Raw genomic sequence first — 25440 nt, 5'->3', positions numbered from 1 at the left:
GGATCGCTCTCCCACGCCCGGGCGGGTGTCCACCCCGCGGTGAGAGAGCGATCCGGCCCGTCGCCGAGGTGCCGGCGTCAGGCGCCGACGACCTCGATGGCCTGCCGGGCGATCGCGAGCTCCTCGTTCGTCGGGAGCACCAGGACCGTGACCTTGGCGCCGTCGGGGGAGATGACCGTCGGCTCGGACTTGCGGCCCGCGTTGCGCTCGAGGTCGAGCTCGATGCCGAGCGCCTCCAGCCCGCTCAGGACGCCCGCGCGCACGATGTCGTCGTTCTCGCCGACGCCGGCGGTGAAGGCGATGACGTCGAGGCGGCCCAGCACCGCGTGGTACGCGCCGATGTACTTGCGCAGACGGTGCAGGTACACGTCGAGCGCGAGGCGCGCGGCCGTGTCGCCCGCCGCGACCATGTCGTGCAGCTGACGGAAGTCGTTCTCGCCCGACAGGCCCTTGATGCCCGACCGGCGGTTGAGCAGGTCGTCGATCTCGTCGATGCTCATGCCCGCGTTGCGGTACAGGTGGAACACGACGGCCGGGTCGATGTCGCCCGAGCGCGTGCCCATGACCAGGCCCTCGAGCGGCGTGAGCCCCATGGACGTCTCGACCGCGACCCCGCCGCGCACGGCCGAGGCCGACGCGCCGTTGCCCAGGTGCAGGACGATCTGGTTCAGCTCGGACACCGGACGCCCGAGCAGCTGCGCCACCTGCTGCGACACGTACTGGTGCGACGTGCCGTGGGCGCCGTACCGGCGGACCTGGTGGTCCGCGGCCACCTGCGCGTCGATCGCGTACGTCGCGGCCGCGTCGGGCAGCGTGCGGAAGAACGCGGTGTCGAAGACCACGACGTGCGGCACGTCGGGCAGCAGCGCCTGCGCGACCCGGATGCCCGTGAGGTTGGCCGGGTTGTGCAACGGCGCCAGGGGAGCGAGCTGCTCGATCTTGCGCTCGACCTCGGCGTCGACCAGGGCCGGGCCGTCGAACAGGGCGCCGCCCTGGACGACCCGGTGCCCCACGGCCACGACGTTCGACGTCGCCAGGTCCGGGCCGATCTCGTCGAAGAGCCCGAGCACGATCCGCAGGCCCTCGGCGTGGTCCGGCACGGGCACCTCGCGGCGCGTCGTCACGCCGTGCGCGACGTGCTTGACCGCGCCGGTGTCCTCGCCGATGCGCTCGACCAGCCCCGAGGCGACGGCGTCGCCGCTGTCCGGGTCCACGAGCTGGTACTTGATCGACGACGACCCGGAGTTGACGACGAGGACCGTCGCGCGGTGCTGCGGGGAGGGGGACGTGCTCATCGGGTGGTGCCTTCCGGGTTCGTGGCGGTGTCGGCGGCGTTCGCGGCGGCGAGCGCCTGCGCCTGGATCGCGGTGATCGCGACGGTGTTGACGATGTCCTGGACCAGGGCGCCGCGGGACAGGTCGTTGACGGGCTTGCGCAGCCCCTGCAGCACCGGGCCGATGGCCACGGCGCCGGCCGAGCGCTGCACGGCCTTGTAGGTGTTGTTGCCGGTGTTGAGGTCGGGGAAGACGAACACGGTCGCACGCCCGGCGACCGCCGAGTCGGGCATCTTCGTCTTCGCGACCGACGCGTCGACCGCGGCGTCGTACTGGATCGGGCCCTCGACCGACAGGTCGGGACGGCGCTCGCGGACCAGCCGGGTCGCCTCGCGCACCTTCTCGACGTCGGCACCCGAGCCGGACTCGCCGGTCGAGTACGACAGCATGGCGATCCGCGGCTCGATGCCGAACTGCGTCGCGGTCTCCGCGGACGAGATCGCGATGTCCGCGAGCTGCTCGGCCGTCGGGTCGGGGATGACGGCGCAGTCGGCGTAGACCAGCACGCGGTCCTCGAGGCACATGAGGAAGCAGGACGACACGCTGCCGACGCCCGGCGTGGTCTTGATGATCTCGAAGGACGGCTTGATCGTGTGCGCCGTCGTGTGCACGGCGCCGGACACCATGCCGTCGGCCATGCCGAGCTGCACCATGAGCGTGCCGAAGTACGACACGGACGAGACGATCTCGCGCGCCCGCTCGACCGTCATGCCCTTGTGCTTGCGCAGCTCGGTGTAGATCTCCGCGAACCGCTCGAGCGTCTCGCCGTTCTTCGGGTCGATGACCTGCGCGCCGTCGAGGTCCAGGCCGAGCTCGATCGCCCGCGTCCGGATCGCGGCCTCGTCGCCGAGGATCGTCAGGTCCGCCACCTGCCGCTGGAGCAGGGTCGACGCGGCGCGCAGGATGCGGTCGTCGTTGCCCTCGGGCAGGACGACGTGCTTGCGGTCCGCGCGGGCCCGGTCGAGCAGCGCGTACTCGAACATCAGGGGCGTGACGACCTCGGGGCGCGGCACGTCGAGCGTCGCGAGCAGCTCGCCGCCGTTCACGTGCTGCTCGAAGAGCGCGAGCGCGGTGTCGACCTTGCGCTGCGCGTCGTGGGTCAGGCGCCCGCGGGCCGCCGCCGCCGCGCTGGCGGTGCGGAACGTCCCGAGGTTGGTGGTGATGAGCGGCAGCCGCGAGCCGAGGCCGCTGACGAGCCGCTCGATGCTGGGGGCGGGGGCGAGCCCGCCGTTGAGGATGAGACCCGCCAGGGACGGGAAGCCCTCGGCCTGGTGGGCCATGAGCAGGCCGAGCAGCACCTCCGAGCGGTCGCCGGGCGTGATGACGACGGCGCCGTCCTGCAGCCGGTCCAGCAGGTGCTCGATCGACATGGCGCCGACGAGCACGTCGAGCACCTCGCGGCCCAGCAGCTCCTCGTCGCCACCGGTCAGGGTGCCGCCGACGGCCTCCATGAGCTGACGCAGCGTGGGCGCGTACAGCAGCGGGGAGTCGGGCAGCGCCCACACCGGGACCGGCCCGGCGAGCGCCTCGCGCACCTGGTCGAGCGAGCCGGGGGCGCAGCGGTTGGCGATCACCGAGACCACCTGCGCGTGGTCGGCCGTGATCGCGGCGGTGGCGACGTCGACCGCGTGGTGCACGTCCTCGGGGGTGCGCTGGGCGCCGTTGACCACGAGCACGACCGGTGCGCCGAGGTTCGCGGCGATCCGCGCGTTGTACGCCAGCTCGGTGGGCCCGGCGACGTCCGTGTAGTCGGTGCCGACGACGACGACGGCGTCGCAGCGCCGCTCGACGTCGTGGAACCGGGACACGATGCGCGACAGCGCGGCCTCGGGGTCCTCGATCACCTCGTCGTACGTCGCGCCGACCGCCTCGTCGTAGGCGATCTCGACCCCGTCGTGCTCGAGCAGCAGCTCGAGGACGTAGTCGCGCTCGTCCGTCGACCTGGCGACGGGGCGGAAGACGCCGACGCGCTGCACCGAGCGCGTCAGCAGGTCGACGAGACCCAGGGCGACGACGGACTTGCCCGTGTCACCCTCGGCCGACATGACGTAGATCGTCCTGGCCACTGTGCTGCTCACTCCTGTCGCCCCGGGTGGGGGCTGGTCGTGTTCCGGTGGCGTCCGGGCCGGTGGGCCCGGACGCCACCGCTGATGGTCCGGCTACTCGTTGTCCCCGCCGGTGTCCGCCGCCGTGGACGGGCGCGCGGGCTGCGGGCCGCCCTCCTCCGTCGCGGTCTCACCGACGTCGGGCCACACCCAGTCACGCACCTCGGGGATGTCCTCGCCGTGCTCACGCGTGTACTGCCGCGCTCGGATGCGGGCATCGACCATACGCTGACGCAGGCCCGCCTGGGACGCGCGCAGCCAGTGGACGTGGTCGATGACGTCGATGACCAGGTGGTACCGGTCGAGGTCGTTGAGCATCACCATGTCGAACGGCGTGGTGGTGGTGCCCTCCTCCTTGTAGCCGCGGACGTGCAGGTTGGCGTGCCCGTTGCGGCGGTACGTGAGGCGGTGGATGAGCCACGGGTACCCGTGGTACGCGAAGACGATCGGCCGGTCCGCGGTGAAGATCGTGTCGAACTCGGCGTCGGTCATACCGTGAGGATGCTCACGTGCGTCCTGCAGCCGCATGAGGTCCACGACGTTCACGACGCGCACCTTCAGCTGCGGCAGCTCGCGTCGCAGGATGTCGGCGGCCGCGAGCACCTCGAGCGTCGGCACGTCGCCGGCGCAGCCGAGCACGACGTCCGGCTCCTCGTCCTGGGCCTCGGACCCGGCCCACTCCCAGATGCCGAGGCCGCGCGTGCAGTGCGCGACCGCCTGGTCCATCGTCAGGAAGTTCGGTGCGGGCTGCTTGCCGGACACGACGACGTTGACGTACTGCCGGCTGCGCAGGCAGTGGTCGTACGTGCTCAGCAGCGTGTTGGCGTCCGGCGGCAGGTAGACCCGCACGACCTCGGCCTTCTTGTTCACGACGTGGTCGATGAAGCCGGGGTCCTGGTGGCTGAAGCCGTTGTGGTCCTGGCGCCACACGTGGCTCGACAGCAGGTAGTTCAGGCTCGCGACCGGCCGGCGCCACGGGATGTCGTTGGTGACCTTCAGCCACTTCGCGTGCTGGTTGAACATCGAGTCGACGATGTGGATGAAGGCCTCGTACGACGTGAACAGCCCGTGCCGCCCGGTGAGCAGGTACCCCTCGAGCCAGCCCTGGCACTGGTGCTCCGACAGCATCTCCATGACGCGGCCGGCACGGGCCAGGTGCTCGTCGACGTCGGGCCCGTAGAACTCCGCGTTCCACTGCTTGTCCGTGACCTCGTACACCGCCTGCAGGCGGTTGGACGCGGTCTCGTCGGGCCCGAAGATCCGGAAGTTGTCGGGGTTGCGCCGGATGACCTCGGTGAGGAACTCCCCGAGCACGCGCGGGGCCTCGGCGAACGTGGCACCGGGGGCGGGCACGTCCTGCGCGAACGTGCGGAAGTCGGGCATCCGCAGGTCGCGCAGCAGCAGGCCGCCGTTGGTGTGCGGGTTCGCGCTCATCCGCAGGTCGCCCGCCGGGGCGAGCGCGGCGATGTCGGGGTCCAGGCAGCCGGTGGCGTCGAACAGCTCGGCCGGGCGGTAGGACTGCAGCCACTCCTCCAGCACGGCCAGGTGCTCGGGGGTGTCCCGCGCGTTCGCGAGCGGCACCTGGTGCGCCCGCCACGAGCCGGTGGTCTTCTTGCCGTCGATCTCCGCCGGCCCCGTCCATCCCTTGGGGGTGCGGAACACGATCATCGGGTACATCGGCCGCGTGAGGTCGCCCTCGGCCGCCCGCGCCTTGATCTGCGCGATCTCGTCGAGCACCTCGTCGAGCAGGACCGCGAACCGGCGGTGCGTCTCCAGGACGTCCTCGTCGTCGAAGCCCGCGACGAACACGTGCGGCGTGTGGCCGTAGCCGACCATGAGGTCGTGCAGCTCGTCGTCGCTGATGCGCGCGAGGACCGTGGGGTTGGCGATCTTGTACCCGTTGAGGTGCAGGATCGGCAGGACGATGCCGTCCTGGCGCGGGTTGACGAACTTGTTCGAGTGCCAGCTGGTCGCCAGCGGGCCGGTCTCGGCCTCGCCGTCGCCGACGACCGCCGCGACCAGCAGGTGCGGGTTGTCGAACGCGGCACCGTACGCGTGGCTCAGCGCGTAGCCGAGCTCGCCGCCCTCGTGGATCGACCCGGGGGTCTCCGGTGCGACGTGCGACGGGATGCCACCGGGGAAGGAGAACTGCCGGAACAGCCGACGCAGGCCCTCCTCGTCCTTCGTGATGTCGGAGTACACCTCGGAGTACGTGCCGTCGAGGTACGCGCTCGCGACGAGCCCGGGGCCGCCGTGGCCGGGTCCGGTGACGTAGATCGTCGACTGCTGCCGCTCCGCGACGGCGCGGTTGAGGTGCGCGTACAGGAAGTTCAGGCCGGGCGTGGTGCCCCAGTGGCCGAGCAGCCGCGGCTTGACGTCGTCCCGGCTCAGCGGCCGGCGCAGCAGCGGGTTGTCGAGCAGGTAGATCTGACCCACGGACAGGTAGTTGGCGGCGCGCCACCACTTCTCGATGCGGCGCAGCGTCGCGTCGTCGAGGGCGCCGGACCCCGTGCGCCAGGCGGTTCTCGCCTCGGCCTCGGCGAACAGCCCCGGGGCGATCGGACCGGCACCGGAGGTGTGCGGGTCCGCAGTGGTGGATGTCATGTCCCCTCCCGAGGGCAGTACCTGTGGCCGGGCCGTCGCCCAGCCTTCCGTCAGGTCGGGGCGAGAGGTGGGACGTCCGGCCCACATCGTCTGTGCTCCTGACCACAGCCATACAAGCGCACATGCGGCGCCACCGCAGGGGCATCGTCGTGCGCGGCGCGGGTGACGCACCGGCCGGCCGGCCGCGGCGGGTACCGTGAAGACGTGGCCGACACCCCCACCTCCCTGTGGCGCGCCGCGCTCCGCCCGCGCATGCTCGGGCTGCTGGTCGTGCTGCTGGCCGCCGCCGCGGTGTGCGCCCGGCTCGGCGTGTGGCAGCTCGAGCGGGCCGAGGTGCGCGGCGCGCTGTCGGCGGACCGGGAGGCCGAGCGCATCCTGTCCGCCGACCCCGAGCCCCTCGCGGACCTGCTGGCGCCCGGCGACCCCTTCGTCGGGGACCTCGTGGCGCGCAAGGCCGTCGTCACCGGCACCTACGACGACGACGCCACGCTGCTGGTGACGGGCCGCTCGCACGACACGCGCAGCGAGGGGAACCTCGTCCTGACGCCGCTGCTCGTGCCCACCGACGAGGGGACGGCCGTCCTGCCCGTCGTGCGCGGGTGGACGGCCGGGGACGACGTCCCGTCCGCGCCGGACGGACCCGTCGAGGTCGTGGGGTGGTTGCAGGTGGGCGAGGCGGCCGGCGACCCCGTCGTCGACGGACGCACCGACGCGATCAGCCCCGCCCAGCTCCTCACGACCTGGGGCGGTCCCGTCTACACCGGCTACCTCGTGGTGCAGACGAGCGACCCCGCGGACCCGGCCGCGCAGGCCGGTCTCGAGCCGCTCGACCCGCCGACCAGGGCCGGCTCCGGCCTGAACATCCAGAACCTCGCGTACGCGGCGCAGTGGTGGATCTTCGGGCTGTTCGTGGCCGCTCTCTGGTGGCGCCTGGTGCGCGACGAGGCGGCGGGACGGCCCCTGCTGCCGGGCGACGCACCGGCCGAGGCCGAGGACGACGCGCTCGCGGCGCGACGCTGACGGGCGGGACCGCGGCCGCCGTCGCGACGGCCGCGGTGCCCCGTGTCAGGCGGACTCGTGCTGCCAGGACCGCCACAGCGCGGCGTACTCGCCGCCCGCGGCGACGAGCTCGTCGTGCGGTCCGATCTCGCTGATCCGGCCCGCGTCGACCACGGCCACGCGGTCCGCGTCGTGCGCGGTGTGCAGGCGGTGGGCGATCGCGACGACCGTCCGCCCGGCGAGCACCGCGGACAGCGAGCGCTCGAGGTGGCGTGCCGCGCGCGGGTCGAGCAGCGACGTCGCCTCGTCGAGCACGAGCGTGTGCGGGTCCAGGAGCACGAGCCGCGCGAGCGCGAGCTGCTGGGCCTGCGCCGGCGTCAGCGCCGTGCCGCCCGAGCCGACCTCGGTGGCCAGGCCCTCGGGCAGCCCCTGCACCCACTCCCACGCGTCGACGGCACGCAGCGCGCGCTCGATCTCGGTGTCGTCCGCCTCGACCTTCGCCAGGCGCAGGTTGTCCGCGACCGTGCCGACGAACACGTGGTGCTCCTGGGTCACCAGGGCCACGTGCCCGCGCAGCTCCTCGAGCGGCAGGTCGACCAGCGGCACGCCGCCGACCGTCGCGGAGCCGCCCGTGGGCGGGTGGATGCCGGCGATCATGCGGCCGAGCGTCGACTTGCCGGCCCCGGACGGGCCGACGACGGCGAGCCGCTCGCCGGGCGCGAGGTCGAGGTCGATGCCGTGCAGCACGTCGTGGCCCTCGCGGTACGCGTACCGCAGGCCGCGCGTCGAGATGCGCTCGTCGACGGGCTGCGCGTCCGACGCCTCCCGGTCGGTCTCGACCAGCCGGACGCCGACGATGCGGGCCAGGGCCGTGGCGGCGACCTGGATCTCGTCGACCCAGAAGATGAGCTCCCACACCGGCCCGGTCACCTGGTAGGCGTACATCACGATGGTCGTGACCGCGCCGAGCGTCACGTGGCCGGTCGACGCGAGGTACCCGCCCCAGACCAGGACGGCGACCGGCGCGAGGACGAACGCGAGGTCCACGCCCGGGAACAGGATGGTGCGCAACCGTAGCGTGGCGCGCTCGGCGTCGAACGCCTCGCGCAGGTCGTCGCGCACCTGCTGCTCGCGCGCGTCGGCCAGGGCGAGGGCGTCGACGGTCCGTGCGCCCTCCACCGTCTCGGTGATCGTGCCGTTGAGCACGGCGTAGGCCGCCGACTCCCGCACGTACGCGGGCGTCGCGCGCCGCAGGTACCAGCGGACCATCACCACCATCGTCGGCACGCCGAGGAACAGGCCGAGGGACACGAGCGGGTCGATGACCAGGCACGCGACCACGGTGAGCGTGATGGTGACGACGGCGACGATGACCCGCGGCACCCCGAACCGGACGGCGTGCTGCAGCTTGTTGACGTCGTTCGTGGTGCGGGCCACGAGGTCGCCGGTGCCGGCCCGCTCGACGACCGACAGCGGCAGGGACGTCACGGTCTCGAGGAACTCCTCGCGGAGCTCGGCGAAGACCTTCTCGCCGAAGAGCATGGAGGCCCGCTGCGCGTACCGGATCAGGCCGGTCTGCGTGAGCACGGCCGTCACGCCGATCACGACGAGCGTGTTGACGTACCGGGCGTCGGTGCCGCGCGTCACCGCGTCGACGAGCCGGCCCAGGAGCAGCGGACCGGTCAGGCCGGCGACGGCCGCCAGCGTGTGCAGCGCCGCGAGGCCCCCCAGGCGGCGGCGGTGCCGGCCCAGCAGCTCGGCGGCGTAGGCGCGCACGGTCGCCGCGTCCGCGATGGGGAGCTTCACGCGGCACCTCCGGTGGACTGGTCGACGGGGGACAGGTCGTACGGTGCGAGGTCGGGACGTCCCGCGTCGTCGAACGACTCCTCGACGGGTGCGTCGTCGTCCATGCGCCGGCCGACGACGCGGCGGTAGCTGGCGGCGACCTCGCGCCCCGCGACGCCGTCGAGCAGCCCGGCGTGGGTGCCGCGGGCGACGAGCCGGCCGTCGGCGACGAGCTGCACCTCGTCGACGTGGTCGAGCACCAGCGGGCTCGCGGTGACCACGAGCGTCGTCCGGCCGCGGCGCGCGTCCGACAGGCGAGCGGCGATCCGCGCCTCGGTGTGCGCGTCGACCGCGCTCGTGGGCTCGACGAGCACGAGGATCTCGGCCTCCGTGACCAGTGCCCGGGCGAGCGCCACGCGCTGGCGCTGGCCGCCGGACAGGGACCGGCCCTTCTCCGGCAGCTCCCCGTCCAGGCCGTCGGGCACGGAGTCGAGCACGTCCTGCGCGTCGGCGAGGCCGATGGCCGCGAGGAGGTCCTCGCGGGCGGCACCGCCGCGCACGTCGAGGCCGGCGGCCAGGCTGCCGGAGAACAGCTGCGGCATCGCCTCGGCGACGACGATGCGGCGCCGGACGTCGGCCAGGGGCAGGTCGCGCAGCGGCACGCCCCCGAGCAGCACCGGCGTACCGGCCTCCGCGTCGTCGTCGAACCGTCCGAGCCGGGTGGCGATGGCGGCCGACTCGTCGGGGTCCGCCGACACGAGCGCGACGACGCGGCCCTGCTCGAGCGTGACACCGCTGGCCTCGTCGACGAGGGGCGACCCGGCGGGTGGCATGGCGGCCGCGCCCGGCGTGGCCCCCGCGGCCGGCACGACGCGCAGCACGGCGAGCACCTTGCGCGTCGCCACGACGGCGCGGGTGGTGGACTGGAGGAACTCGGTCGCGTTCTGCACGGGCCACCCCAGGAAGGCCGCGTACCCGTAGGTCGTGACGAGCTGCCCGGGCGTGATCGTGCCGTCCAGCGCCATGTGCGCACCCATCCACACCAGCGCGGTGACGAACAGGCCGGGCAGGAGCACCTGCAGCGCGTCGAGCCAGGACTGCGTGACCGCGACGTTCTCCCCGCGCTCGCGCACGAGCTGGGACTGCCGGCGGTAGCGACCCGTGAACACCGACTCCCCACCGATGCCGCGCAGCACGCGCAGCCCCGAGACGGTGTCGGACCCCAGCGTGGTCAGCCGGCCCGACGCCTCCCGCTGTGCCGACTGGCGTCGCTGCAGGGGCTTGACCAGCAGGCCGAGCGTCGCCGCGACCGTGGGCAGGCCGAGCAGGACGACGAGGCCCAGCGGGACCGAGACCTGGAGCATCAGCACCGCGACGGCCGCGTACGCCGTCAGCGACCCGATGAACCGCGCGGTGACGGCGAACAGGTCGCCGACGCGCAGGGCGTCGTTCGCCACGGCGGACACGACCTCGCCGGTCGGGAGCTCGGCCGTGACGGCGTGCCCGGAGCGTGCCGTGGTGCGTCCCACCAGCTGTGACGTCGTGAACGCGGCGCGCAGCCAGTTCGCGACGTCGAACCGGTGGCCCACCGCCGAGGCGGCCGCGCTCAGGACGCCGAGGCTCAGCAGCGCGCCGGCGGCGCGGAGCAGGTCCGGGCCGAAGCCGTGCTCGAGCCCGCCGTCGATCGCCCGTCCCGTGAGGAAGGGGAGGAACGCCTGGCAGGCGAACTGCACGACGCCGCACGCGACGGCGGCCAGGAGGATGCCCCACTGGCGCCGGGCCGTCCACCACAGGTAGGCGGCGGGCCCACGCAGCGGCGGGGTGCCGGGGTCGGCAAGGGGGAGGGAGCGCACGTCGGGCAACGTTACGTGCCGGTGCCGACATCCCCGAAGGGGTTATCGCGGCGCACGACGCGATGCGGCGGGCCCCCCGCGGTCCGTCGGGGCGAGGGTCTCCGGACAGGTCGGGCGAGCCGGACGCACCGACCCGCCGCGGTGGGTCGCCGGGCCCACCGCCGGCAGGTGAATCGGTCCGTGGGCCCTACGTCCCGCTGCCCCGGGTGTCGATCATGTGAGCATGCCTCGGAAGCCGTCTGCCTGCGCCACGCCGTCGCCACGGCGCGCCAGCGCGCTCCCGACGGCCAGGCCCCAGGCGTCGAAGCTGCCGCGCGCGGCCTCCAGCACGTCCGCCACGCCGCGCCGCGGACGTGTCATGCCGAACGGGCGCAGCACGGTCGTGGCCAGCACCCGCCCTTCGCGGTCCAGGAGCGCGACGTCCAGCGACCGGGTCATCCCGACACCGTGCACGCCGCTCTCGCCCACGAACCACATCGCCTCCGGCGGGGACCTGCGCGCGAGCATGCCGCGGGCGCGCCGGGCCCAGGTGTCCGCGACGACGACCTGCGCCACGTCCCTGCCGTCCACGATCAGCCGAGCATTCCTGCTGCTCATCACAGGCCTCCCACTATCATCCGGACGTCCGGTGCTCCCCACGTCACACGCCGGGCCGCACGTCCCCACGTTCCCCCCGTGTACCGCACACCTCGCGGTGCCCGGAGGCCGCCACTGTGCCCACGCAGGCCACGGCACCGAGGAGAGCACGGTATCCATGCATCGCATCGTCGTGTCGGCGCTCGTGCCGCCCACCCCCGACGCGCGGGAGCTGCTCGAGAGCGACTCCCTGCTGCTCGTCCCCCCGGGCGACCTCCCCGCACTGGTCGAACGGCTCGACGGGCGTGCACCGCACATCCTTCTGCTGGGTGAAAAGCGCCATGAGCCCCTCGTGCGTCAGCATGCCGCCCTCGCCTCGGACAGGGGCTGCCACGTCGCGTGGCGCGCAACGCACCACGGGCCCGCCGCGATCCTCCTGATGGCCAACCAGATCGCCGCCGCCGGCGTGGACGCGGGCATCGCGGTGGTCATCGCCGACCGCCTGATCGCCGAGACGTGGAGCGGCGCCTGGACGCCGAGCGTCGCGCGGCTGGAGCACCCCGAGGTCGCCGTCGGGCAGCACCTGCGGTCGTGGCTCCCCGGGGGCGACGGGTTCGTCGTGACGTTCTCCGGCCCGCTGCCGGAGGCGCGGCTCGTGGGGCGCGCGTCGGCGGCCGAGCCGGAGCTGCGGCGCGGCGACGTGTACGGCGCGGGCATCGGCCGGATCCCGGCCGCCGCGCTGCCCGACGTGCTGACGACCGCCGGTGCCGCCAGCACGGTCGACCTGCCCGCTCTCGCGCTGGACGTGCGCGGGCGCGTGGGCGTCGACACGGCGGTCGAGCTCGTCGCGCTGCCCCTCGAGCAGCGCATGGAGCTGCCCCCCGCCCGGGGTCGCTGCTCGGTGTGCGACGCCCTCCTGTTCTCCGACACCTGCCCCTTCTGCCACGTACGGCCCGCGGTCGTCGATCCCCAAGGAGTCCTTGCGTGAACCCCCGCCAGCGTCGAGGCGTCCTGTTCATCCTGCTGTCCGCCGTCCTCGCCGTCGTCGTCTTCTTCGTCATCGCCAGCTACGTCGGCAACGTGCAGAGCCAGGTCGGCTCCGTCGTCACGGTGTACCGCGCCGCCGACGACCTGCCGGCGTACGCGATCCTCGACGAGTCGTCGATCGAGACCGACGAGGTGCCGGCCCGGTGGCTGTCGGACACCGCGCGCGTCGAGGCCGAGGACCTGCTCGGCCGTCGCATCGGGTTCAACGTCGGGGCCGGCACGCTGCTGTCCGAGGACATGCTCGTGCCGCCGTCCGACCTGTCCGAGACCGAGCGCGAGATCGCGATCCAGGTGAACCAGATCACCGGCATCGCCGACCGTGTGCGTCCCGGGGACTACGTCGACATCTACGCGGTCTTCTCCGACGTGCCCGGGCTCCCGAAGCAGGTGCGGGTCCTGGTGAAGAACGTGCGGGTCGTGTCCGTGCGCGGCAGCCAGGTCCGCTTCGACGAGGACAGCCCGACCGGTGAGGCCGCCGTGGTGCCGGTGACCCTGGCGCTCGAGCCCAACGACGCGCTGGCCGTGACGTACGCCGCCGCGTTCGCCGAGGAGGTCCGTCTCGTCGGTCTGCCGACCGGCACGGGCGAGGACCGCACGGACGAGCAGGACGACTTCGACGCCGAGGACCTCGGCGGGCAGGCCGTGGCCGAGGGGAGCGTCGGCTGATGGCCGGGACCGTCATCATCGGGTGCGCGGACCAGTCGCTCGCGTACGACCTGCGCTCGCAGCTGTCGGAGGTCGGGGACCTGGAGGTCCTCGCGGTCGCCGAGAGCACGACGGAGCTCGTGGCCCGCGTCGTGGAGCGGGAGCCGAACATCGTCCTGGTGCACGACCGGCTCGGGCCCGAGCCGATGCACCAGGTGGTGCGTGAGCTCACGCTGCGCCGTCCGGCGAGCGTGTCGCTCGTCGTGGCGGGGGAGGCCGACCCCGAGGTCCTGGCGCAGGCCATGGACGCCGGTGCGCGCGGTGTCCTGTCGTACCCGTTCAGCTTCGCCGAGGTGCAGCAGCGCGTCTCCAACGCCCTCGACTGGTCGGCCCGCCTGCGGGAGTTCCTCGTCGACCGGTCGGACAGCGCGGGAGGGCACCGGGCGCTCGTCCTCGCGCTGTCCGGCGCCAAGGGCGGGGTCGGCGTGACGACGGTCGCGACCCACCTGGCCTGGGACGTGCGGCGCGAGCTGCCGGACCGCAAGGTGCTGCTCGTCGACCTGGACCTGGAGAAGGGCGACGTCAGCTCCGTCCTCGAGGCGCGGCACCGGACGTCCGTCGCGGACCTCGCCAAGGTCGCCGACGACCTGTCGCTGCGGACCGTCGCGGACGCGGTGTACGAGCACGAGTCCGGCATCCACCTGCTGCTGCCGCCGGAGGACGTCCGTGACGCGGGCTTCGTGACGCCGCAGGCCATCCGCCAGATCGTCGGCCTCGTCCGCCAGCAGTACGACCTCGTCGTCGTCGACGTCGGCGCGCGCGTGACGCCGGTGCAGGCGGCGGTCGTCGAGATCGCGGACGAGGTGGTGGTCATCACCACCCCCGACCTCGTCAGCATCCGCGGGCTGCGCCGCAACGTGGGCTGGTGGGAGCAGCTCGCCGTCCGCAAGCCCGACGCGGTGCACGTCGTGCTCAACAAGCACGCCCGTGCCGACGAGATCCAGCCGGACACGGTCCAGCGGCTCTCGCCCTCGCCGGTGCTGGACGTGGCGATCGCGGACCAGGGGCGTCGGCTCGAGCAGTCGACGAACTCGCGGTCGCCGGAGTACATGACCGACGCGCAGTGGTGGCAGGCCCTGCGGGGGATCGGCAAGACCCTCGGCGTCGGCCGACGCGAGACGTCCGAGGCCGGCGAGGGCGAGGAGCCCGCGCGCAGGTCGCGTGCGCGGCGCCGGCGTGGCGACGACGACGAGGGCGCCGTGGCCATGGAGTTCATCTCCGTGCTGCCGTGGGTCCTGCTCATGGCGATGGGGCTCCTGCAGCTGGTCGTCGCGGGGCTGACCTTCGTGTGGACCGGCTACGCCGCGTCCGCCGCGGCGGACGCCACGGCGCTGCGCGAGAACCCGACGAGGGTGCTGGACGCGGCCCGCGACCGGGTGCCGGACACGATGCGCGACACGGTGCGCGTGGAGAGCGACGTCACGACGGGCCGGGTCCAGGTGACGGCCAACGTCCCGCTGCTGGCCCCCGGCCTGCGCAGCACGCCGTGGGAGATGACGATCGACCGACAGGTGGTGGTGGAGCCGTGAGGCTGCTGCAGGCGTCCGTCCGGCGACCGTCCGCACGCGACGACGACCGGGGGTCGGCGGCCATCGAGGTCGTCGGCGCGGTGATCGTGATGGGCGTCGTCCTGTTCGCCATCGTGCAGATGATCTCGTTCATGATCGGGATCCACGTGGCGCACCAGGCGGCGCGCGACGGTGCCCGGGCACTGAGCCTGGGCAGGTCCGTGCCGCTGGCCGTCGCCCGGTCCGTGCCGGGTGACTCCACCTACCGGATCGAGTACCCCGCGAGCGACACCGTGCGGGTCGAGGTCACCGTCGACGGTCCCATCTTCACGATGGACGTCGGGCGCCAGGTCGCCATGCCGAGGACGGGACGATGAGCGAGGGATTCGCGGACTGGGGCCGTCCCGCGGGGCTCGAGGCGCCGTCGAACGGGTCGATGGCCGCGGTCCGCAACGACGTGGACGAGCAGCTGGTGACGCAGTTCAAGCGCCAGCTCCTCGACGAGGTGGACCTCCACGAGCTGGGCCGGCTCGACGCGGGCCAGCGCCGCGTGCGGCTCGAGCGCGTCGTCGCCCACCTCGTGTCGACCGAGGGCGTCATCCTGTCGACCCGCGAGCGCAACTCGCTGATCCGGCGCGTGGTCGACGAGTCCATCGGGCTCGGAGTCCTCGAGCCGCTGATCGCGGACGACAGCATCTCCGAGATCATGATCAACGGGCACGACACGATCTACGTCGAGCGGTTCGGCCGGATCGAGCGCGCCACCACCTCGTTCGCGAACGAGGAGCAGCTGCGGCAGACGATCGACCGCATCGTCTCGACCGTCAACCGGCGCGTCGACGAGTCGAGCCCCATGGTGGACGCACGTCTGCCCGCCGACGACCGCATGCCGCGCGGCGCGCGCGTCCACGTGATCCTGCCGCCGCTCGCGCTCAACGGGCCGACCGTGACGATCCGTCTGTTCCCCCGCTCCTACGGGCTGGACGAGCTGATGCGTCGCGGCACGCTCGACCAGCCGACCGCGGACCTGCTCGCCGCGTGCGTCCGCATGCGCGCGAACATCGTGGTCTCGGGCGGCACGTCGTCCGGCAAGACCACGTTCCTCAACGCCCTGTCGGCCTTCATCCCGGGCCGGCAGCGGATCATCACGATCGAGGACGCCGCGGAGCTCTCGCTGGAGCAGGAGCACGTGGTGCGCCTGGAGACCCGCCCGGCGAACGTCGAGGGGCACGGCCAGGTCACGATCCGCGACCTGGTGCGCAACGCGCTGCGCATGCGGCCCGACCGCATCATCGTCGGCGAGGTCCGCGGTGGCGAGGCCCTGGACATGCTCCAGGCGATGAACACGGGCCACGAGGGCTCGCTCGCGACCGTGCACGCCAACTCGTCGGTCGACGCGCTCATCCGCCTGGAGACGCTCGCGTCGATGAGCGACGTCGAGGTGCCGTTCCACGCGCTGCGCGACCAGGTCAACAACGCGATCGACATCGTCGTCCAGCTGCTGCGCGGCTCCGACGGCACGCGGCGCGTGGTGGAGGTCGGGTACGTGACGTCCCGCCACCGCGAGGACTTCCAGATCTCTCCGATCATGCACTGGGACCCCGAGGCGCCGGGCGACGGCGCGACGCCGGGGGCGTTCGTCCGCCACCCGCTGCCCAAGGTCCTCGTGGACCGCCTCCGGATCGCCGGGGAGGGCCCGAAGCCCGCGGCCGCGGAGCAGGAGACCCCCGAGTGGGAGGCGACGTCGTGACCCTCGTCCTCGTCCTGGCCCTCGTGTTCGTCGCCACCGTGGCCTTCGTCGCCGGCGTCGTCGAGCTGACGTCGGTGTCCACCCGCCGGCGCACCATCCTGTCCGGCGTGGCCGACGAGCCCGTGCCGACGTGGCAGGGCCGGGTGGCGCAGTGGGACCGCGTGTTCGCCCGGACGAAGGCGGGTGCGTGGACGCAGCGGCAGCTGCTGCTGGCCGGCGAGGAGCGCCGCTCCCCGGTCCTCGTCGTCGCCGTCGCGGCGGGGGTCGGGGTGGTTCTGGCGTGGATCCTGGCGGCCGGCCTCGCGCCGGTCTTCGCCCTCGCGGGCCTCGCGGGAGGTGTCGTCGCGGTCCGCGTCTGGCTCGCCCGCGCGCGCGACCGCCGCAACGAGCAGTTCATCGCGCAGATGCCGGAACTCGCGCGGGTGCTGTCGAACGCCACCAGCGCGGGTCTGTCGATCGCGTCGGCCGTGGCCGTGGCCGCGGAGGAGCTGCAGGCACCGGCCGGTGTCGAGCTCCAGCGCGTCGCCTCGCGCCTGCGGTTCGGCGGCAGCCTGGAGACCGCGATGCGCGAGCTGGAGGGGCGGCTGCCGTCCCGCGAGGTCAGCGTGCTGGTCTCGACGCTCCTGGTCTCGGCGCGCAGCGGTGGTTCCCTCGTGACGGCGCTGCGCGACATCGCCGACACGCTCGACGACCGCAAGGAGACCCGCCGCGAGGTGAAGACGACGCTCGCCCAGGCGACGGTCACCGGGTACGCGGTGATCGGCATGGGGGTGGCCATCCTCTTCCTGCTCAACACGATCCAGCCGGGCACCGTCCAGGCCATGACCGAGTCCTGGGCGGGCCGTACCGCGCTCGTCGTCGCCGGTGGCCTGTTCTTCGCCGGGTTCGTCGCGATCCGCAGGATGACGAGGTTCGACGGGTGAACGCGCTGCTGCTGGGTGTGCTGGTCCCGCTGGTCGGCGCGGTCGCCGTCGTGCTGCTCATGACGGGGTACCGCCAGCTGCGCACCGACGCCCTCGACACCCTCGCGGTGGAGGACCTCGAGCTGCTGCGCGGGCAGCAGCGGCGTCGCGCCGAGGGCACGTCGCCGCTGCAGCGGCTCGCCGACCGCCTGGTGCCGCCGATCCGGCGGCGTCTGGGCGCGCGCCGGCTCGCGAGCCTGCAGCGTCGTATCGACGAGGCCGGGCGGCCGGACGGCATGACGGTCGACGGGTTCCTCGGCCGTGTCGCGTGGTGGCTCGTCCTGGTGATTCCCGTCGGGCTGCTCGCCGCGATCCAGGGCTACGTGCTGCTCGCCCTGCTCGTGCTGCTCGTGCCCGTGTTCATCCCCCTGGGCAGGCTCGACCGCGCACGACGGGTACGCCGCGAGCAGATGGACCGTGACCTGCCGGACTTCCTCGACGTGCTCGCGGTGACCGTGATGGCGGGCGTCAACTTCCGCCAGGCGCTGTGGCGGGTCTCCGAGCAGTTCGCGGGGGCGCTCGCGGACGAGGTGCAGCTGACGCTGCACCAGATCGCGAACGGCGCCTCGGTGCGCGAGGGCTTCTCCGACCTGCGTCGGCGCTCGTCGTCCGAGCCGGTCGGGCAGTTCGTCTCCGCGCTGCTGCAGTCCCAGGAGCTGGGTGCGCCGCTCGCGGAGTCGCTGCGCCAGATCGCGATCGACATGCGCCGCGACTCCGGTCAGCGGCAGCGGCAGGCCGCCGCCCGCACGGCGCCCAAGGTGACGTTGACGAGCACGATCCTGCTGGTCCCGGCGGCGATGATCCTGCTGCTCACGGGACTGGTGCTGGGTTCCGACCTCGACTTCACGGCGCTCCTGGGCAGTCTGTGATGGCGCACCCCGAGCGGGACTTCGCCGGGCGCATCGTCGGCGTGGCCCTCGTGCTGCGCCTGCTCGCCATCATGATCGCGCTGATCGGCCTGGTCGGTCAGCTGATCACCGGACCGCTGCTGGCCTGCGTGCTGGTGCTGAGCGCGACGACCTTCGCGATGCTGACGTACCAGCGGACCATGGACTTCGCGATGCGGCACCCCCTGGTGCTGGTGATCGACGTCCTCATCAACCTCGCGGTGGTCTGGGCGCTCGGCGTGGAGTCACCCCTGGTGCTGGCGACCTTCCCGGTGGCCCTCATCGTCGGGGTGATCGTCGAGCGGCGCGTCGCGATCGGTGCGGCCGCCGTGCTGTGCGCCGGGTACTACCTGGTCGCCATCTCCTCGCCCGTGCAGCCGGAGGCGCGGGGCTTCATGTCGGACCTGGGTGTGCCGCTGCTGTACGTGTCGCTGCTCGCGATCGGCGTCAGCGTGCGCTCCGCCCACCGCCAGCAGGTCGAGGCGGTGCACGCGCTCGGCGTGGCGCAGCGCGACGCGGCCGCGGCCGACGAGCGTGCGCGGCTCGCACGCGAGATGCACGACTCGGTGGGCAAGTCGCTGCACGGCCTGGCGCTCGGGGCGCAGGGGCTGGTGGCGTGGATCGACCGCGACGTGGCCGTCGCGCGGCAGCAGGCGCAGGCCCTCGCCGTGGGGGCGGAGCAGGCCGCCCGCGAGGCGCGCGAGCTCCTCGTGCGGATGCGCCGCGACGAGCCGGACCGTGCCCTCGCCGAGGTGCTGGCCGACCTGTGCGGGGCGTGGCAGGCGCAGACCGGCGTCCGCTGCACGTTCACCGCGCACGAGGCCGTCGACCTGCCCACCTCGGTGCGCTACGAGGTCCTGGCGATCGTCGGGGAGGCGCTCGAGAACGTGGTCCGCCACGCTCGCGCCTCCCGCGTCGCCGTGACGCTCGAGCGTGTGGGCGAGGCGGTGCGCGCCGGCGTGCGGGACGACGGCGTCGGGTTCGTGCCCGGGCCGCCGGGGGAGGGCCCTGCCGGCCACTTCGGGCTGGTCGGGATGTACGAGCGGGCGGAGATGGTCGGCGCACTGCTGCGCGTCGACTCCGCGCCGGGTGACGGCACGTCCGTGACGGTGACGTGGTCGCCGGTCGGTGACGCGCGCGCGTCGCGTCCGCGGGAGCGCTCGACGGTGACGGGAGGAGCACAGTGACGGCCGAGGTGAGCGTCGTCGTGGTCGACGACAACGCGGTGATCAGGATGGGTCTGCGGAGCCTGCTCGGCGCCATGGCGACCGTGCGGGTCGTCGGCGAGGCCGGCGACGGCGAGGAGGCGGTGCGCGTCGTGCGCGAGACCGTGCCCGACGTCGTGCTGCTGGACGTGCGCATGCCGCGCCGGGACGGCGTGCAGGTCGCCGCCGAGGTCCGGGCCTGGAGCAAGGTCCTCATGCTCACGTACTCCGACGCGCCGGAGGTGGTGCGTGCCGCGGTCGAGGCCGGTGCCGTCGGGTACCTCGTGCACGGGCAGTTCGACGCCGGGGAGCTGGAACGGACCATCCTGGCCGTGGCGCAGGGGTCGTTCGTCCTGTCGTCGCCCGCGGCGGTCGCGATGCGGTCCGCCTGGTCGTCGCCCGCGGCCCCGGCCGCGCCCGTGCGGCCCGACGCCGGCCTGTCGTCGCGCGAGATCGAGGTGATGGAGCTGGTGGCCGCGGGGCGGACGAACGGCGACATCGCGCGCGAGTGCTTCCTGTCCGAGAAGACGGTCAAGAACCACATCAACCACATCTTCGCCAAGCTGGGCGTCCGGACCCGGGCGGAGGCCGTCTCGGTGTGGCTGGGCGGGTCGACGAGCCCACACCGCGTCGGGACCTGATTGGGCCCGTGTTTGGGTCCACGGACCCGTCGGCGGGTGCGGGAGGGACCGTAGGTTTTCGGTCATCAGCACACGACCGGCTCACCAGCCGGAACGCCACACGGAGCCGGGCGGCCGGCGCGACGAGATGGAGACAGCGATGACTCGGATGTTCGTGAACACCAAGGTCCGTCTGCAGAACGCGGTCGAGGCCCGCCTCGCCGGCCAGGACCGTGAGGCCGGTCAGGGCATGCTCGAGTACGTCGGCATCCTCGTGATCGCCGCCGTCCTCATCGTCGCCGTCATGGGCGCGCTCGACATCATCGACGTCGAGGGCATCGTGGGCGACCGTGCGCAGGAGATCCAGGACTCGCTCAACCGTTGACAGGTGACGACGAGCCTGCGGCACCCTCGGTGCCGCAGGCTCGTCGTGCTGTCCGGGGTGGGCGCGTCGTCCGGCTGACGAAGGAGGAGCGCATGCGTGCGCTGAGCGTGGTCCGTCGAGCACGGGCCGTCGAAGGGCTGCGGGCGGCCCTGCGGTGGTCGGCGCGCCACGACGACGGCATGGCCGTCTCGGGGCTGACCCTGATCGTGGCCCTCGCCGCGCTCGTCCTGCTCATGGCCGCCGTCGTGCCGATCATGCAGCTGACGGCCAACTCCGACCAGGGCGAGGACGCCGCGGACGCCGCGGCCCTGGCGGCCGCCCAGCGCGTGCGCGTGCTCGCCCTGGACTCCGTGCCCGGCCTCGCGGTCGGGGTCAGCCTCGCGTCGGTCCTGCCGGCGTCGACGGGCATCGGTGAGGCGGCGACCTACGCGTCGCGCAACGGCGCCGACCTCGTCCCGGGCACGTACTCCCTCGACCGCGGCGACGGGCGCGTCGAGCTCCGGGTCGCGCTGCGGGACCAGGGGGAGGTCGTCGAGGGCGACGACGGGCGGACGGTGCGCAACGGTGCGGCCGAGGTCGGTGTCACCCTGAGCAGCTGCCGCCTCGAGTCGCGGGCGGAGATCATCGGCTACGAGCCCCCGCCCGAGCCCTCCCCGACGCCCACGCCCCCGCCGGAGGACCCGGCCGCGACCCCGACGCCGACCCCGTCGCCGACCCCGCCGCCACCGCCCGTGCCCATCTGGGGCACCAGCTACCGGTTCCTCTGCGACGGGTACACCGGAGCCTGGGACCGGGACCGGTCCGACGTGCTCGACGCGGGGCGCGCCTGGCTCGACGCCCGGCTCGAACCGCGCCTCGTGCGATGATGTCCGACCTGTCGCGATCCATCCGGCGGCGATGACCAGGAGGTCAAGGTGCAGGTGAGCACACGACGAGCGCGTGCGGGCACGGCGGTCGCCGTGCTGGCGGCGCTTCTCGCGGGAGGCGTGGCCGTCCCGGCGGGCGCTGCCGACACGGCGCGTACGCCCTCGGGCACGCTCGAGGTGGACGGCGTGGACGTGCCGGTGCTCGGCACCTTCGCGCGCCGCGCCCGCGACCGCGGCGACCTGGACCTGGTGCGCGGAGCGGTCCACGGCGTGCAGCGGGTCGAGGGCGGGACGGTGCTGTACGCGTCCGCGGGCGTCGCGGCGGACGCCGACAGCACCTTCAGCGCCGGGCAGTTCTTCCGCGAGACCAGCCGGGGCTACCCGACCGACGCGCTCGGGCAGATGTACCTCGTGGACCGGGTGGGGCTGAAGGTGTACCGCGTCCTGCTCGACGGCGAGACGACGTTCACGACGACCAAGAAGGACGCCCGCTTCGACCGGGGTGAGCTGCGCGTCCTGTGGGGCGTGTTCCCGGAGCTCCCGGAGTCCGTCGCCTCGGTCGACGTCGTCCTCGGCGACACCAACGTGGTGGTGGCGCGCGTCCCCGTCGGCGACGGCGCGCTCGAGCCGGTGTCGGACGAGCCCGCGCCCCTGCTGGGCACGGGGTGGCCCGAGCTGCCCGACGCGGCGGTGCTGGCGCAGGCCGACCCGCAGGCGTCGATCTTCGACCTCGCGCGTCGCACCGTGACGCCGGACGAGGTGGTCGCGACCGCCGAGTCGACCGAGCAGGTCGCCACGACGCTCGACGCCAACGTGCTGTTCGACAAGAGCTCGGCGACGCTGACCCCCGCTGCCGCCGACGCGCTCGCCGGCGTGGCCGCGGACATCGCGGCCCGCGGCAGGGGCGAGGTCGTCGTCACGGGGCACACCGACTCGGACGGGTCCTCCTCGTCCAACCAGACGCTCTCGGAGCAGCGGGCCGCGGCCGTCGTCGCCGCGCTGCAGCCCGGTGCCGGCGGCAACGTGACGTTCAGCGCGGTGGGTCGTGGCGAGAAGGACGCCGTCGCGCCGAACGACACCCCGGAGAACATGCAGCTCAACCGGCGGGTGACGGTCCAGTACCAGATCGGGGCGGGGTCATGAGGGTCACGAGGACCGGGGTCGTGTCGGGGGCGGTCGTGCTCGTGCTCCTGGCGGGGTGCTCCGCCGACGCGACGCCGACGCCCACCACGGCGCCCAGCGGGTCCGCCGCGGCCGAGGAGCCGCAGTGGACTGTCGAGTCGCTCGCGGAGGCGGTGCTCGAGTCGGACGTGCTCGGCGCGGAGCCCGTCGCGGGCACCAGCGGGACCGTGGCGTCCGCGAAGGGCGACTGGGACGTGCAGGTCGACGTCCTGTCGGTGACGGCACACGCGCAGGGGACCGACCTGGTCTACGTGCTGCGGTCCACGGACGACGGCGTGACGGACGTCGACCGGCGCCCCTGGGGCGACGGTCGCGACATCTGGAACGACACGCGCTCGATCGTCGTGGTGGACGCCGGCGGTGAGCGCCTGCTGCCCTACACGGGGTACACGGCCGGCGACACGACGAGCGACGACTTCTGCGCCTGCTCCCAGATGCCCATGTCGATCGGGGAGGGCGACGTGCTCGCCGCCCTGCTGCCCCCGCTCGCGGAGGGCACCACCGAGGTCACCATCGAGTTCCCCGGGCTCGAGCCGCTGGTCGCCGTGCCGGTGACGCGGTCCTGACCCCCCGCGGGCGGCGGGCCGCTCACCCGACGGCGTACGTCGCCCGCTCGCCCGCCGCCGCCGGTGCGCTCGCCACCATGACGACCGCACCGCCGACGACGAGCCAGAGCGCGAGGTCCAGCAGGACCGTCGCCGTGCCCGGTGCCACGACGAGCTGGGCGGCGTAGGTGCGCCCCTGCCACGTCGTGGGACTCAGCGCGTAGCCCAGCGCGAGGCCGAGCAGCGCACGGAGGCGCAGGCCGGCGCGGGTGGCACCCAGGACGCGCGGACGTACCGCGGCCCAGGACCCCACGACCAGGGCCACGGTCACCAGGAGCGCGCGCAGGACGACCCCCGCGCGCGCGTCCATGGCCTGCTGCGCGACGTACAGCGCGGCGAACGAGCTCAGCAGCGCGGCCGCGGCTGTCGTGAGCGCGAGCTGGGCGGTGAGAGCGGGTCGCATGGCACGGGTCCTCGGCGGGTCGGCGACGGTGGGACGCGTCGCGTCCCCGGATCACGGCCACGCTAACCACGCGCCGGACCGTGCCGGTGGGCCCGGGAGCCCACCGCCGGACGGATGTCCGGACCCCTCGACCCACCGCCGCACCCCTGCCGACGTCGACACTTGCCGTGCCGGCGGGCGCTGGGCCAGCCGCGGGGAGGTGGGGACGTGTCGGTGGTTCGGCTCGCGGTCATGACCGCGGTGTATGCGGCCGGTGCAGCGGTGATGGCGTGGGCCGCAGGGGTCCTCGCGCTCGCGGGCCTCCCGACGGTCCCGGCCCTGCTCCTCAAGACGGTGCTGGTGGCGATGGTGCTGGTGGTCGTCACCTGGCGCGGTCTGCAGGGCGTCCGGGTGACGTCCGGCGTGGTCGTGGCCGTGACGGTCGCGTCCGTGGTCGGCTTCCTGGCGAACCCGTTCACGTGGGCCGCCCGGACGTTCCTCGGGCAGCTGCTGCTGCCGGCGGGCGCCGGGACGCTGGCCGTCGACCTGGTGGCCTGGGTCGCGGTCGTGCTGGCCACGGCGGTCGGTGTGCGGGTGCGGATGCGCGAGACAGCGAAGGGGTATGTGCGATGAGGCGGTGGCGGAAGGCGCGGGAGCGCGCCCTGCAGGGCGACGCGGGCATCGGCACGCTCGAGTACGTGGGCGTCATCACGGTCGCCGCCGTCCTCATCGCGGCCGTGGTGGTCTCGTTGACGTCCATGCGGCCGGGTGACCACGCGCAGGCCGCGATGTGCCGCATCATGGAGGCGTTCGGGCAGGGCGGTGACTGCTCGACCGTGCCCGGTGGCCGGGCACCCGGGGACTACGTCCCGCCGGAGGAGTGCGTCGTGTCCTCCAACGGCCGGGAGGAGAACGGCTCCATCACGGTGGTCGTCACCCTCGACAGCGGCGAGCGCTGGGTCATCGAGCAGCTCGGTGACGGCACGTACCGGCTGACCCGGGCCGCGGACGTCGGCGTCGGCATGGGCGTGGGCGTCGGCTTCGACGTCAGCGTGACCAACGACGGCCAGACCTACGGCGTCGGGGCGACGGCGGACGCGAGCGTCTCGCTCGTCGTCGGCGGGGGCGAGTCGTACATCGCGAAGTCGGCCGAGGAGGCCAAGCGCATCCTCGACCACAAGCGCAACGACGACACCAAGGACTTCTGGTTCGGTGACGACAACCCCCTGCGCGACGGTGTGGACTGGGTGAACGAGGAGCTCGGCGGCAGCAACGAGTTCGAGCAGCTCGACCCCGACGAGTGGTTCGTGGAGGGTGGCGTCGAGGGTGAGGCGTCGGCCGGCGTCAACGCGATCGCCGGGTCCGTGGACGCCGAGGCGTTCCTCGAGGCCTACGTCGGGCGCACGAACCGCAAGGACGGGACGTCCACCGACTACCTGCGGGCGGACATGGGGATCGGTGGCGGCCTCCAGGGTCACGGTGTGACCCCCACGGGCAACGACATCTACCAGCAGTTCACGCTCGACGGGTCGATGGGCGCCGTCATGGAGGTCGACCGCGACGAGGACGGCAACCCCACGGCGTTCCGCATCCGCAGCGTCACGAGCTGGGACACGGTGGCTGACGAGAGCTACTCGGGCCCGGGCGGCATCGACGGCGACCCCTCGTTCACCGAGCGCGTCGTCGAGATCCCGCTCGACTCGGCGGCCGACCGTCGGCTGGCCACGCGCGTCATGCACGCCGCCGGTGTGCCGTACTACCCGGGCATCACCGACAGCGTGAACGTGTCGCAGACGGTGCTGGACCGCTTCAACCCGGCGGACCTGGGCAGGGAGCTGGGCGTGGCGGCCGCGGACCGCGGGTACATCTACGAGCAGACGTACACCACGGGCTCCACCGAGGACGGCGTCAACGCGCAGGGCAAGGTGGGCCTCGAGCTCGGGCTGAGCGCGGAGACCATCGACAGCACCCGCGCCACGACCGACTACCGCTACTTCGACGGCACGGGCATGGTGGACCGGGCCGAGTGCGTCGTGTGATCCTCGTGCCCCGGACCGCCGCCCCGACACGCGGCCGGGCC

The 25440-nt window shown here is 73.4% G+C and carries 23 protein-coding genes; 16 read left to right on the top strand and 7 right to left on the bottom strand.

All coding sequences use genetic code 11. The features are described from left to right. Nucleotides 1-77 precede the first annotated feature (77 nt). From NP075_RS13425 to NP075_RS13415, 3 genes are all read right to left on the bottom strand, one after another. Nucleotides 78-1295, bottom strand: coding sequence for an acetate kinase (locus NP075_RS13425; RefSeq protein WP_227565682.1), 1218 nt, complete (start codon nt 1293-1295; stop codon nt 78-80). Further along, complete coding sequence (pta, locus tag NP075_RS13420) at nt 1292-3400, bottom strand: phosphate acetyltransferase (RefSeq protein WP_227565681.1); 2109 nt, start codon at nt 3398-3400, stop codon at nt 1292-1294. The genes NP075_RS13425 and pta overlap by 4 nt, the downstream gene beginning before the upstream one ends. Nucleotides 3401-3493: 93 nt before the next feature. After that, complete coding sequence (locus NP075_RS13415) at nt 3494-6043, bottom strand: phosphoketolase family protein (RefSeq protein WP_227565680.1); 2550 nt, start codon at nt 6041-6043, stop codon at nt 3494-3496. 204 nt (nt 6044-6247) lie between these two features. Between NP075_RS13415 and NP075_RS13410 the strand changes: the two genes are divergently transcribed. Beyond that, complete coding sequence (locus NP075_RS13410) at nt 6248-7063, top strand: SURF1 family protein (protein ID WP_227565679.1); 816 nt, start codon at nt 6248-6250, stop codon at nt 7061-7063. Between the two features lie 45 nt (nt 7064-7108). Here NP075_RS13410 and NP075_RS13405 read toward each other — a convergent pair whose 3' ends face one another. The 3 genes from NP075_RS13405 to NP075_RS13395 form a co-directional block, all read right to left on the bottom strand. Beyond that, nucleotides 7109-8848: an ABC transporter ATP-binding protein gene (locus tag NP075_RS13405; RefSeq protein WP_227565678.1), complete on the bottom strand. Its 1740-nt coding sequence runs from the start codon at nt 8846-8848 to the stop codon at nt 7109-7111. Next, nucleotides 8845-10680, bottom strand: coding sequence for an ABC transporter ATP-binding protein (locus tag NP075_RS13400; protein ID WP_227565677.1), 1836 nt, complete (start codon nt 10678-10680; stop codon nt 8845-8847). Before NP075_RS13400 ends, NP075_RS13405 begins: the two co-directional genes overlap by 4 nt. 213 nt (nt 10681-10893) lie before the next feature. After that, the gene (locus NP075_RS13395; protein WP_227565676.1) at nt 10894-11277 is read right to left on the bottom strand and encodes a DUF192 domain-containing protein; all 384 of its coding nucleotides are present in this window, start codon (nt 11275-11277) and stop codon (nt 10894-10896) included. 157 nt (nt 11278-11434) lie between these two features. Between NP075_RS13395 and NP075_RS13390 the strand changes: the two genes are divergently transcribed. The 13 genes from NP075_RS13390 to NP075_RS13330 all read left to right on the top strand — a co-directional run bounded on the left by NP075_RS13390 (nt 11435) and on the right by NP075_RS13330 (nt 22939). Continuing rightward, entirely contained in the window at nt 11435-12244 is an 810-nt protein-coding gene (locus NP075_RS13390; RefSeq protein WP_227565675.1) for a hypothetical protein, read from the top strand. Further along, the gene (gene cpaB, locus NP075_RS13385) at nt 12241-12969 is read left to right on the top strand and encodes a Flp pilus assembly protein CpaB (RefSeq protein WP_227565674.1); all 729 of its coding nucleotides are present in this window, start codon (nt 12241-12243) and stop codon (nt 12967-12969) included. The genes NP075_RS13390 and cpaB overlap by 4 nt, the downstream gene beginning before the upstream one ends. Next, nucleotides 12969-14537, top strand: coding sequence for a CpaE/TadZ family protein (locus NP075_RS13380; protein ID WP_227565673.1), 1569 nt, complete (start codon nt 12969-12971; stop codon nt 14535-14537). Before cpaB ends, NP075_RS13380 begins: the two co-directional genes overlap by 1 nt. Next, nucleotides 14534-14893, top strand: a complete 360-nt coding sequence (locus tag NP075_RS13375; protein WP_227565672.1) for a TadE/TadG family type IV pilus assembly protein — start codon at nt 14534-14536, stop codon at nt 14891-14893. Before NP075_RS13380 ends, NP075_RS13375 begins: the two co-directional genes overlap by 4 nt. Further along, nucleotides 14890-16266: a TadA family conjugal transfer-associated ATPase gene (locus NP075_RS13370; RefSeq protein WP_227565671.1), complete on the top strand. Its 1377-nt coding sequence runs from the start codon at nt 14890-14892 to the stop codon at nt 16264-16266. The genes NP075_RS13375 and NP075_RS13370 overlap by 4 nt, the downstream gene beginning before the upstream one ends. Further along, on the top strand, nt 16263-17189 hold the full coding sequence (locus NP075_RS13365; RefSeq protein WP_227565670.1) for a type II secretion system F family protein: 927 nt from the start codon (nt 16263-16265) through the stop codon (nt 17187-17189). Before NP075_RS13370 ends, NP075_RS13365 begins: the two co-directional genes overlap by 4 nt. Further along, on the top strand, nt 17186-18097 hold the full coding sequence (locus NP075_RS13360; RefSeq protein ID WP_227565669.1) for a type II secretion system F family protein: 912 nt from the start codon (nt 17186-17188) through the stop codon (nt 18095-18097). The genes NP075_RS13365 and NP075_RS13360 overlap by 4 nt, the downstream gene beginning before the upstream one ends. Next, nucleotides 18097-19302 carry a sensor histidine kinase gene (locus NP075_RS13355; RefSeq protein WP_227565668.1) on the top strand — a complete coding sequence of 402 codons (1206 nt, stop codon included), beginning with the start codon at nt 18097-18099 and terminating at the stop codon, nt 19300-19302. The genes NP075_RS13360 and NP075_RS13355 overlap by 1 nt, the downstream gene beginning before the upstream one ends. Next, nucleotides 19299-19961, top strand: coding sequence for a response regulator (locus NP075_RS13350; RefSeq protein WP_227565667.1), 663 nt, complete (start codon nt 19299-19301; stop codon nt 19959-19961). The genes NP075_RS13355 and NP075_RS13350 overlap by 4 nt, the downstream gene beginning before the upstream one ends. A 139-nt stretch (nt 19962-20100) precedes the next feature. Further along, entirely contained in the window at nt 20101-20325 is a 225-nt protein-coding gene (locus NP075_RS13345; RefSeq protein ID WP_227565666.1) for a hypothetical protein, read from the top strand. A gap of 92 nt (nt 20326-20417) precedes the next feature. Beyond that, entirely contained in the window at nt 20418-21191 is a 774-nt protein-coding gene (locus NP075_RS13340; protein WP_227565665.1) for a hypothetical protein, read from the top strand. A gap of 54 nt (nt 21192-21245) precedes the next feature. Next, nucleotides 21246-22334 carry an OmpA family protein gene (locus tag NP075_RS13335; protein ID WP_227565664.1) on the top strand — a complete coding sequence of 363 codons (1089 nt, stop codon included), beginning with the start codon at nt 21246-21248 and terminating at the stop codon, nt 22332-22334. Next, complete coding sequence (locus NP075_RS13330; protein ID WP_227565663.1) at nt 22331-22939, top strand: hypothetical protein; 609 nt, start codon at nt 22331-22333, stop codon at nt 22937-22939. The genes NP075_RS13335 and NP075_RS13330 overlap by 4 nt, the downstream gene beginning before the upstream one ends. A 22-nt stretch (nt 22940-22961) precedes the next feature. Here NP075_RS13330 and NP075_RS13325 read toward each other — a convergent pair whose 3' ends face one another. Beyond that, nucleotides 22962-23381, bottom strand: a complete 420-nt coding sequence (locus NP075_RS13325) for a hypothetical protein (RefSeq protein WP_227565662.1) — start codon at nt 23379-23381, stop codon at nt 22962-22964. Between the two features lie 231 nt (nt 23382-23612). On the opposite strand from NP075_RS13325, the gene NP075_RS13320 reads away from it, so the two are divergent. Further along, complete coding sequence (locus tag NP075_RS13320) at nt 23613-23993, top strand: hypothetical protein (RefSeq protein WP_227565661.1); 381 nt, start codon at nt 23613-23615, stop codon at nt 23991-23993. After that, nucleotides 23990-25399 carry a hypothetical protein gene (locus tag NP075_RS13315; protein ID WP_227565660.1) on the top strand — a complete coding sequence of 470 codons (1410 nt, stop codon included), beginning with the start codon at nt 23990-23992 and terminating at the stop codon, nt 25397-25399. The genes NP075_RS13320 and NP075_RS13315 overlap by 4 nt, the downstream gene beginning before the upstream one ends. The last annotated feature ends 41 nt before the right edge of the window (nt 25400-25440 follow it).

It is taken from the genome of Cellulomonas wangsupingiae (assembly GCF_024508275.1).
Classification (GTDB): domain Bacteria; phylum Actinomycetota; class Actinomycetes; order Actinomycetales; family Cellulomonadaceae; genus Cellulomonas; species Cellulomonas wangsupingiae.
The sequence above is the reverse complement of the archived record's forward strand: the minus strand, read 5'-3'. Positions and strand labels throughout refer to the sequence as shown.